This is a genomic window from Bdellovibrio sp., from assembly GCF_047637665.1.
In the GTDB taxonomy this organism is placed as follows: domain Bacteria; phylum Bdellovibrionota; class Bdellovibrionia; order Bdellovibrionales; family Bdellovibrionaceae; genus Bdellovibrio.
Genome location: NZ_JBLJBT010000034.1, coordinates 1 through 10092, shown reverse-complemented (window position 1 = coordinate 10092; position 10092 = coordinate 1). Strand labels below are relative to the sequence as shown.

7 protein-coding genes and 1 pseudogene are annotated in these 10092 nt (G+C 46.2%); 7 read left to right on the top strand and 1 reads right to left on the bottom strand.

Going from position 1 to position 10092, the window contains the following annotated elements:
* Positions 1-12: 12 nt before the first annotated feature.
* From ACM64D_RS11635 to ACM64D_RS11605, 7 genes are all read left to right on the top strand, one after another.
* Positions 13-960: a bifunctional riboflavin kinase/FAD synthetase gene (locus tag ACM64D_RS11635; RefSeq protein ID WP_415063444.1), complete on the top strand. Its 948-nt coding sequence runs from the start codon at positions 13-15 to the stop codon at positions 958-960.
* Entirely contained in the window at positions 938-1762 is an 825-nt protein-coding gene (locus ACM64D_RS11630; protein WP_415063392.1) for a hypothetical protein, read from the top strand. The genes ACM64D_RS11635 and ACM64D_RS11630 overlap by 23 nt, the downstream gene beginning before the upstream one ends.
* A 79-nt stretch (positions 1763-1841) precedes the next feature.
* Complete coding sequence (gene pilB, locus ACM64D_RS11625) at positions 1842-3545, top strand: type IV-A pilus assembly ATPase PilB (protein WP_415063391.1); 1704 nt, start codon at positions 1842-1844, stop codon at positions 3543-3545.
* A complete protein-coding gene (locus tag ACM64D_RS11620; RefSeq protein ID WP_415063390.1) occupies positions 3545-4588 on the top strand; it encodes a twitching motility protein PilT in 1044 nt (347 codons plus the stop codon). Before pilB ends, ACM64D_RS11620 begins: the two co-directional genes overlap by 1 nt.
* Before the next feature lies 1 nt (position 4589).
* The gene (locus tag ACM64D_RS11615) at positions 4590-5807 is read left to right on the top strand and encodes a type II secretion system F family protein (RefSeq protein WP_415063389.1); all 1218 of its coding nucleotides are present in this window, start codon (positions 4590-4592) and stop codon (positions 5805-5807) included.
* A gap of 18 nt (positions 5808-5825) precedes the next feature.
* Positions 5826-7385, top strand: a complete 1560-nt coding sequence (locus ACM64D_RS11610) for a two-component system sensor histidine kinase NtrB (RefSeq protein WP_415063388.1) — start codon at positions 5826-5828, stop codon at positions 7383-7385.
* A gap of 37 nt (positions 7386-7422) precedes the next feature.
* Positions 7423-8829, top strand: coding sequence for a sigma-54-dependent transcriptional regulator (locus ACM64D_RS11605; RefSeq protein WP_415063387.1), 1407 nt, complete (start codon positions 7423-7425; stop codon positions 8827-8829).
* A gap of 103 nt (positions 8830-8932) precedes the next feature.
* Here the strand turns inward: ACM64D_RS11605 and ACM64D_RS11600 are convergent.
* A pseudogene (locus ACM64D_RS11600) lies at positions 8933-10092 on the bottom strand (glutamate synthase-related protein); the annotation flags it as partial.

Here is a 10092-nt window from a genome sequence, read left to right as displayed (position 1 = left end):
ATATTGAAAAATATGCATATCTATCCAGGCGTCAAACAGTTGAGCTCCCCCCTTGAGGCTTCCGTGGTCACTATAGGGAATTTTGACGGCGTTCACCTTGGGCATCAGCAGTTGATTGAAAATGTGGTTCGGGAGGCCCAGTATTTCGGAGTCCCCTCGGTTGTTTACACCTTTCATCCGCACCCAGTGAAAGTTCTTCATCCTGAACGTCCTACCTTCCGACTTTTTGACCTTAAGGATCAGCAGGAGCAGTTTGCCCAAAGAGGTATTGAGTACGTCATTCTCGAAGAGTTTACCAAGGAGTTTGCGCAGCTTTTGCCGCAGGATTTTTTACAGAATTATCTAGTTGAAAAATTGCATCCTAAAACCTTGGTGGTGGGACATGATTTTTCATTTGGTGCGGATCGGGCTGGGAATATTCCTTTCCTTGAAAAATTTTGCGCAGAAAAAGGCATTCGTCTGATTATCATTCCGCCATTTCAGTACCAAGGAGCGGTGGTGTCTTCCTCGCGCATTCGTGAAGAACTGAAAAATGGAAATGTTGAGAAGGCGAACGAACTTTTAGGGCGAACCTATTATTTGCGCGGACACGTCGAGAAGGGTTTTCAGAGGGGGCGTACAATCGGAGTCCCTACTGCCAACATTCATCCCGATGTCGAGTTTATGCCACGTCAGGGGGTCTATTGTACTCTGACGAAGATAGGTGGGCACTCGCATCCTTCTATCACGAACATCGGCGTTAATCCGACCTTTCATGAAAATGGCCAAAGCCCTATCAAAATTGAAAGTCATCTTTTTGATTTTGATGCCCATCTTTATGGTGTCGAAGTCGAAGTCTATCTGCTGCATTTTATTCGCGATGAAATGAAGTTTCCCGGAATTGACGAGCTGAAGATTCAGATTCAAAACGACATGGTGAAAGCCCGTAGGTATTTTAATGAGCACTCTCAAAATAGTTGAATTCCGTTCCGAGGGGATGGGTTTTTTCATGAAATATCTTCGCACACTTTCTGAAAAGAAAGGGTGGGGATGGGTTTTTGAGGTGCACTCCGAGTTTTCCCCCGAGCTTTTGAAGGGAGCGACCGCAGTTAAGATCGAGCCGTCGTTGTCGTCTCAAGTGTTGTCGCATATGAAAGTCCTGCCGACTCAAGTGCGGGCTGTCGAGGTTGTCGATTCGTTATTTCAAGAAGACGGTTCATGGTATCCGCGTCTGCTGTTGCATGAGTCCATGCGCTCTGTTCTAGTGACCAATGCCAGAGATTTGGATATTCGGGCTCCGGCTTTTGTCGTCGGCGATAATGAAACGGCTCGTGTGGTATCCGCTGCTTTGGTAGAGATGGGAATAGCAGATATTTATCTGATAGGAGATGTCAGTCAGCTTCAATCGCAAAAAGATATTCTGACTCGTTCGCAGTTGGGGGTTCGTTTTCATATTCTTCCCATGGAGGACCTCACGCTTCAGTCCGTCAGTGCGGGCATCGTGGTGAATGTGGTAGATTTATCCCAGCATAAGTCGTTATTGACGGATCTCTCCTATTTTAACTTTATGAAGGGGACGGGGTACGCTTTGGATCTGAACCTTTTTCCGATCCATAATCTTCTTTTGGAAGAGGCGGAGCGGGCGGACCTCAGGGTCTTGCATCCGGTTTTGATCGCGGAAGTGTTAACGCGTCTCTGGTTGGAGCGTTTGAAAGTCACAGAGGTCTCCACGCAAGAGATCCACGAAAGTTGGAAGCTGTTTCTGCAGGAAAATCCTTCATAGATTTTCACGAGGAAAACTATTCTTTGGCCTAGTTACAAAAAATGGCACCCTAGAGTAAAGTTTGTCTAGGGGAGCCACAATGTCTTCGCTCAAAATTGGTGAAATATTAGTAAAGCAAGGTTTGCTTAAGTCTGACCAGCTCGCGGTGGCTGTGGAAGAACAAAAGAAGTCCGGTCATAAGTTAACGACCGCGATTGTTCAATTAGGATTTCTTAAGGAAAACCAAATCCTTCGCGCACTAGAAAAGCACTTTGCTGTTCCTGGTGTGGAAGTGAATACTTTTGAAATTGATCAAAGTGTGATCTCTTTGATTCCAAAAGACGTTTGCGAAAAAAACACGTTAATTCCTTTGCAGAAGGCGGGGACGACCTTAGTTGTGGCCTTCGCCGATCCTAGTAATATTATCGTCAAAGAAGATTTGCGTTTTATCACACGCTGTCGGATTCAGGCGGTGGTGGGAACCGAAAGTGCGATCGTTTCGGGGATTGAAAAGTATTACGGTGGCAGCATTAGTACGAAGTCTCTTAACACGATGAGTGTTGAGGGGTTGGATGAGGAGTTTTCAATTGGTGGTCCGACGGCGGAGGTCATCGATCAAGACGGGCCTTTGGATGACGCTCCGATTGTGAAGTTCGTGAATTCCATTTTGACGGACGCGATTCGTAAAAGAGTTTCTGATATTCATTTTGAACCCTACGAAAAAAGATATCGCGTGCGCTTCCGTATCGATGGAAATCTTGTTGAAGCCACAGCTCCCCCTTCTGGGACTGGGGCGGCCATTGCCTCTCGTATTAAGATCATGTCGAAACTCGATATCGCTGAAAAACGTCGTCCTCAAGATGGTCGTTTGAAAGTTCGCACCTCCAAGGGTAAAGAAATGGACTTTCGTGTCAGCGTCTTGCCTACTTTATGGGGTGAAAAAGTTGTTCTTCGTCTTTTGGATAAATCGAATCTTCAACTGGATATGACGAAGTTGGGTTTTGAAGAAGATGATCTAAAGCTCTTTAAATCCAATATTAATCTTCCGCAGGGGATGGTGCTGATCACGGGACCTACAGGTTCTGGTAAGACCACTACGATCTACTCTGCACTTTCAGAACTGAATCAGTCGGACGTAAATATCTCTACAGCGGAAGATCCAGTGGAGTTTAACTTGGAAGGGATCAATCAGGTGCAAATGAATCCTGATATTGATCTGACCTTTGCCAATGCACTGAAGTCCTTCTTGCGTCAAGACCCCGACATCGTCATGGTGGGGGAGATTCGTGATCTTGAAACCGCCGAGATTTCATTTAAAGCCGCCTCCACGGGGCATTTGGTTGTGAGTACTTTGCATACCAACGATGCTCCTTCGACGGTGATTCGTCTGACCGAGATGGGGGTTGCACCTTATATCATTACCTCCACGGTGAATTTGATCGTGGCACAACGTCTTGTGGGAAAGATTTGTGAGTCCTGTAAGGCGCCGGTAGAAGTACCTCCTCAAACTTTGATTAATCTGGGAGTCTCCCCAACGGAAGTTGGTGACTACAAGCTTTTCCGTGGAAAGGGTTGTGCGAACTGCAACAGCACCGGCATCAAGGGACGTGCGGCGATTTATGAATTGATGCACATGACGGAAAAGATGAAAGAGGCGATTTTAAAAGGAGCCTCCACGGGACAACTGCGCTTTTTAGCTCGAGAGCAGGGCATGAGAACCTTGCGACGAAGTGCTTTAATAAAATTAAAACGTGGCATTACGACAATTGAAGAAGTGCTCAATGCATCAGTGAAGGACACATAATGAGTTTGACGGAACTTCTTTTGCAGGCGAAGGCAAAAAAGGCGGAAGAGTTTTTATTTGTCGTGGGCAGTGAGCCTCGGGTTCGTCTGCCCTCGGGATGGGTGAGTTTGAGAAGCTCTCCCGCTTTGATGACAGAGTGGAATCTGCTGCAGCAAAGTCTTTTAAACAGCCAACAAAAGGCAGTTCTGGATACGACCGGAGTTGTGCAAGGAGAGACCTCCTTTGAAAGCGTTCGTATTGGATTTTCGTTCTTTCAGCAAGACAGCACGATGAAGGCTGTTCTTGATATGGATTTAGACGGAAGTCGCCAGGAAATTCCGTTGCCACCGTCGTTACTGGAAACGTGCCTTCGTATGAAAGGCTTGGTCTTACTCTCGGGCCCTGGCGAAGCAGGGCAGGTGTGGGCACTTCATCGCATTTTACAAAAATTGAGTGAAGAAAAATCGTTCGTAGGGGTGGTGTTCTCTCGGAAAGCCTTTCCTCAGGTTCGGGAGGCCAAGGCCTGCTATCTTTATCATAAGGGTGAGTTCGTTCGTCAGGAAGAGCGACAAAGCTTGATGGCGGGCGTGGATATGGTTGTCTTTGATGATCATGACGATGAAGCGTCTATTGAAGAAGCCTTGGCCTTGGCTGAAAAAGGTCTCTTTGTGATTTACTCAATGAAAGCGCCTTCGGTGATCAATGCTCTTCGTCGCGCTTTGTCGGTACTGGGGGGAAAGTACGGTGAGCATGGAGCTCCTCGCCTGGCCGAAGTGTTGAGTTTGGCATCGGGGCAATACCCCATGTCAGGGCTTGGCGGTGAAAAAGTGTTTGCTCACGAAGTGCTTTTGATGAAACCGCAGGTGCGAAGTTTGGTTGAGGATGAAGACGTCAAAGGCGTGGATAACTTGATGGCAAACTCTTCAGAGAACTCTGGAATTTTGACTTTGAATCAGTCTCTCTTGCAACATCTTATTCGTCGTCGCGTAGATCTCAAAACGGCATTTGAAGTGTCTCGGGATCCAGACAACCTCGATCAACTTCTTAAGAAGGTAGGTATCTAATATGGCCAAATTTCAGTATCAGGCAAAGAATGCATCAGGACAGGTGGTGCAGGGGGAATTAGAGGCCGCCTCTCAGCAGGAAGCGATCATTCGACTGAGAGCTCAGCAACTCCTTCCAGTTCGTGTCGTTCAGTTTGGTGGAGCTCGCCCGGCGGCGGGAAAAAGTTCAAGTCTTTTTGTACCTCGTGTGAAAGGTAAGGACTTGCAGATCTTCACTCGTCAGTTTGCGACATTGATTAATGCGGGGATCCCGGTTGTGGATGCGTTGAAGATTTTGTCTGAAGGATTGCGCCCTGGACTTTTGCGCGAGGCCTCCGCGCAGGTCAGAACCTCGATTGAAGGCGGACGACGTTTAGCGGATTCCATGGCGCAGGTGCCAAATGTTTTTGATAAACTTTATGTCAACATGATCCAAGCCGGGGAAGAAGCCGGTATCTTAGATGGTATTTTGCAGCGTCTTGCCAACTATATGGAGAAGTCTGAAAAGTTGAAGGCTCAGGTGAAGGGAGCCTTGGTTTATCCGATGGTCATCATCGTGGTCGCGATGATCGTCATTGCGGGTATTTTGGTGTTCATTATTCCGAAATTCATGGAGTTCTTTGCGTCTTCAGGAAAAGAACCACCGGCTTTAACTCAGTTGGTGGTGAACTTAAGTAACTCGATGATCAATAATTGGTATGTCTATTTGGCGATTCTGATTTTAGGTCCTTTCGTCTTCATGCAATGGATAAAGACGGATGGAGGCAAGGACTCTTTTGATCGTTTTCTGATGAAGGCCCCTGTTTTTGGTGAAGTGATTCAAAAATCCGCGATTGCTCGCTTAACAAGAACGCTTTCAACTCTCTTGGCGTCCGGCGTTGGTTTGATTGAAGCAATTGAGATCTCTGCGAAAACGGCGGGGAATGTGGTGATCGAACAGTCTTTGCTTCGTTGTAAAGAGTCCGTTACTCAAGGCAGAACTTTTGCATCCCCTCTGGGTAAGGAAAAGGCTTTCCCGGACATGGTTGTGCAAATGATCTCCATCGGAGAGCAATCGGGGACTTTGGATATTATGTTGGGTAAAATCGCTGACTTCTATGAAGATGAAGTTGAAACTTCCGTGAAGGCGATGACGTCCTTGCTTGAGCCTCTTTTGATGGTTGTGCTTGGTGGTATTATCGCGGTTCTGGTCGTGGCGATGTATCTTCCAATCTTCAATATGGCGGATGTGGTTCAGTAGATGCGTCTTAGCTTTGCGATGCAGAATAATAAAAACAGTGGGTTGATGGTGGAGTTTGTCCGCCTCAGCCTTTTTGTTTTGATTCTTCTGATTAGCATTATCTCCAGCATCGTTCAGGAAGGGTTTATTAACTGGTCGATCCTGGGTCCTTTCTATTGGATTCTTACCGTCGCGTTGACCCTTCATCTGGTCTGGTTCGCAAATTGGGAGAAAGTACTTCAGCGGCCCTTATGGCTGTTTGCAGGTTTTGTTTTCGACTCTCTCTTTATCTCCCTTCTTATCTATTATTCAGGAATCAATCAGTCGCTTTTTTTGTTTCTTCATCTGGTGAATATTCTCTTGGCAGGTATTGCCTGTCGCGGTGTCGGAGCTTTAACTCTGGCTCTTTTTACCAGTATCTTTTTTTCTTTGGCGGCGCTGTTTTCGCCAGAGATGAAAGCCTTAAGTTTCTTTTTTCTTCTAACCCTGAACAATATTGCGTTCTTCTCGGTGGCAGGGCTCTCGGGATACTTGAGTGAACAGCTTCAGAGTGTTGGTAGTGAACTCAAAAAGACGGGTTTAAGTCTTCGTTCTGCGCAAGAACTGAACGAAGTGTTGGTGGAAAATATCCCCACGGGGATGGTGTCCTTCACTGAGGCCGGTGAGATTGTAAAAGCGAATTCTTCGGCAACCCAAATCTTGGGTGTTGCGGATTTAAGCAAGGCCAACTGGTATGATTACTTTCCGAGTGCTAAAAATGATGAGGGTTTTTTTAAAGGAGACGTAAAATACGCTTCTCCAGGGGAAACTCAAGCCAAGATTTTGGGCATGACAGTATCTAAGATTTATAGCCCGGAACTGCAAGCTCGACTTTGTATTGCCTTATTTGATGATTTGACCAAGATTCGTCAGCTTGAGTACAGTGCCCGCCAAAATGAGAAGATGGCCGCGGTCGGGGGGCTTGCCGCTGGAATTGCACATGAGATTCGCAATCCCTTGGCTGGGATCAGTGGAAGCATCGAACTTTTGACTCAAACTGTAAATAATGAAGACGATAGAAAGTTAATGAAGATCATACTTCGTGAAATTGATCGTCTGAATAATCTGATCACGGAGTTTCTGGACTATTCGCGACCAGAAACACCACCGACGGATCCCGTGGATCTATCACCGCTGTTGACTGAAATTCTGGATTCTATGCTTGTGAATTCTCAAGTTCGTGCAGATGTGCAGCAGGTGCGAGAGCTTGGATCAAGTCTGATCATTTTAGGGCGTCGGGATAAGCTAAAGCAGGCCTTTTTAAATATCATCATCAATTCTTATCAGGCGATGGGTGAATCGCAAAAGCCAAGTCTTTCCGTCAGAGCTTTGGCGAGTGAAAAAGAAATACAGGTAAGAATTCGAGATGCGGGTTGTGGGATGAGTGAAGCGACGAAGAGAAAAATGTTTGAGCCCTTTCATACCACCAAGGCCAAAGGCACAGGCCTTGGTCTAGCCGTGACTCATAAGATTTTAGAGGGACATGGGGCGCAGGTGTTTGTAGAGAGTGAAGTGGGCGTAGGTACTGAGTTTGTTTTGACTTTTCCAAGAGCTCATTGAGAGAATAGTATTTAACACAGGACGTGGGAGCGTATAAATGAAGTCGAGAATTCTTGTTGTCGATGACGAAGAATCAATTCGCGAGTTTTTAGAAATCATGCTTAAAAAAGAAGGGTATGAAATCACTTTGGCTGAGGATGGCCAAAAAGCGAAAGACCTTCTTGCTAAAAAAACTTTCGACATGATCATTTCCGATTTGCAAATGCCTCATGTTACGGGAATTGAACTTTTAAAGCATGTGAAAGAATCCTACCCGGATACTGTGTTCATGTTGATCACGGCCTTTGGAACAACCGAAACGGCTGTCGAGGCTATGAAGATGGGCGCCTACGACTATTTGACGAAACCGTTTAAGATTGATGAAGTTCGGTTGAATATTCAAAACGCTTTGCGCTCTCGTAATCTTGAAGTTGAAAATAGATCTCTCAAAAAAGAACTGGTTAAAGAATACTCCTTCCAGAACATGGTGGGGAATTCCCCCGCGATGCATTCGATCTATGACATGATCAAAAGGGTGGCTCAAACACCCACGAATGTTTTGATCACGGGAGAGTCGGGAACAGGTAAAGAGGTGGTCGCAAAGGCGATTCACTATAATGGTCCCCTAAAAGACAGACCGTTCGTGACAGTGAACTGCGGAGCCATTCCAGAGAATCTCATGGAATCTGAAATGTTTGGTCATAAGAAGGGATCGTTCACTGGTGCGGTGGCTGATAAAGCAGGTCTTTTTGAAGTCGCCGATGGCGGAACCCTGTTCCTGGATGAGGTGGGGGAGCTGCCTTTAACGATTCAGGTGAAGTTGCTTCGTGCGATTCAAGAGCGAGTCATTCGCCGCGTGGGTGCTACAGAAGATAATAAAGTGGATGTACGTATTATCGCGGCGACGAATAGAAACTTAGAGGAAATGGTTCAAAAAGGAACTTTCCGCCAAGATTTGTTCTATCGTTTGAATGTTATTAATATTAGAACTCCGGGTCTCCGTGAGCGCCGTGAAGACATTCCGTTGCTCGCCAATCACTTTTTAAAGAAGTATAATGAGCGTTTGAATAAAAATATCGGCGGCATCAGTGCCGAAGCCATGGAGATCCTCAAAAAGTATGATTACCCAGGAAACGTTCGGGAGCTTGAGAACTTGATTGAGCGAACGGTGGCCTTGGAGGGGGGCGCGACTATTTTGCCAGAGTCTTTACCTCCTATGGTGAACACGTCTTCCGGTCGTAAGATGGCATCATCCAACGAAATTGAAATCGGTGATGATGGTGTTGATCTTGATAAAGTCATGGGTCAGATTGAAAAAGAATTATTGATCAAGGCGATTCATTCCGCAGGCGGCGTGAAAAAGAGAGCTGCGAAATTGCTTCATATCTCGTTCCGATCTATGCGTTATCGCATAGAAAAATACAACCTCGGTGTGGTTGGTGACGATGAACTGGATGATGAATAAGATCTCTTATAGAAAAGAAATTTTAACGAAATGTGAAAGGGAGCGGAAGCTCCCTTTTTACTTTTAAAATGTCCGAGTGCAGGACTCGATGCCGATGAGTTCTCTAAACGATTTCGGGATAGATGTCGGAATAAGTTCGAATGCTATTTTCATCGACTCTTTTGTGAAGATGACTTCTGTTGAGTTCTTCAACGTGTCCTACGCCCATGGCGCCGATCACATGAGCGACGGCCTCCAGAGTTTCCTGATGAAAGTTTTTAACGCGGACTCGTTTTGTAGGTACATGAAGGCCATTATAAAGGGCTTTGTTTTGAGTGGCGACTCCCGCAGGGCACTTGTTGTTGTTGCAACGAAGAGCTTGAATGCACCCCAGTGCTAACATCATGGAACGTGCCGCATAGGTCGCGTCAGCGCCAATGCAAAGAAGCTTTACGATATCAAATGCCGTGGTGATTTTGCCGGTTGCGATGACTTTGATTTGGTCTTTGAGGTTGGCCTTTTTAAGAGCGTCGACGATGATGACAAGCGCGTCGATTCCCGGCATCCCAATATAGTTTGTAAACTCCAAAGGGGCGGCGCCCGTGCCGCCCTCAGCGCCGTCCACAACGATAAAGTCGGGATAGCTTTTAAGATCGCGCATCAGGTCCACCAACTCTTCGAATTCTTTTTGATGGCCCAAACAGAGCTTAATGCCAACAGGTTTTCCTCCAGAAAGATCGCGTAATTGAGAAATGAATGAAAGCATGCCTTTCGCATCAGAGAAAGCGCTATGTGCAGGTGGCATTCTTTTTAAAGAGTTCTGGATCGAAATCCCCGACATGATTGCGACAGCCGAAATACCCTGTGCCAATTTGCCAGATAAGATCACCACCAGGTTCTAGATGATAAGGCGAAATGCCTCCTTCTCCGGTATTGTGAGCAAAACGACCGTCTTTAGCGCCCCCATTGAGGGCCAAGATGCTGTTTGGGGACAGTGATCCAAAACTCATAGCTGAAATATTAAGAAGAGACATTGAGTAGGGCTGAGTACAGAGATTACTTCCGACCGTCACTCGCAGTGACTCCCGATCAACATGTTTTGGATAGAGTGAGTGAGTCACGAACTCATAACCTTGTTCGTAAACGTTGTGTTGAGTTCCGAAAGGGACCGTATCCAAAACCTTTTTTGCTCTTTGATAAACGACGGAACGCTGTTCGCGGCTGAAGGGTTTTCCGTCGGTATTGGATTCAATAAAGTACTGATTGATCTCGGGACGAATCGAT

Coding starts and splice junctions, on each gene's coding strand:
- ACM64D_RS11635 (WP_415063444.1), top strand. CDS start 13: ATGCATATCTATCCAGGCGTCAAACAGTTGAGCTCCCCCCTTGAGGCT.
- ACM64D_RS11630 (WP_415063392.1), top strand. CDS start 938: ATGAGCACTCTCAAAATAGTTGAATTCCGTTCCGAGGGGATGGGTTTT.
- pilB (WP_415063391.1), top strand. CDS start 1,842: ATGTCTTCGCTCAAAATTGGTGAAATATTAGTAAAGCAAGGTTTGCTT.
- ACM64D_RS11620 (WP_415063390.1), top strand. CDS start 3,545: ATGAGTTTGACGGAACTTCTTTTGCAGGCGAAGGCAAAAAAGGCGGAA.
- ACM64D_RS11615 (WP_415063389.1), top strand. CDS start 4,590: ATGGCCAAATTTCAGTATCAGGCAAAGAATGCATCAGGACAGGTGGTG.
- ACM64D_RS11610 (WP_415063388.1), top strand. CDS start 5,826: ATGCAGAATAATAAAAACAGTGGGTTGATGGTGGAGTTTGTCCGCCTC.
- ACM64D_RS11605 (WP_415063387.1), top strand. CDS start 7,423: ATGAAGTCGAGAATTCTTGTTGTCGATGACGAAGAATCAATTCGCGAG.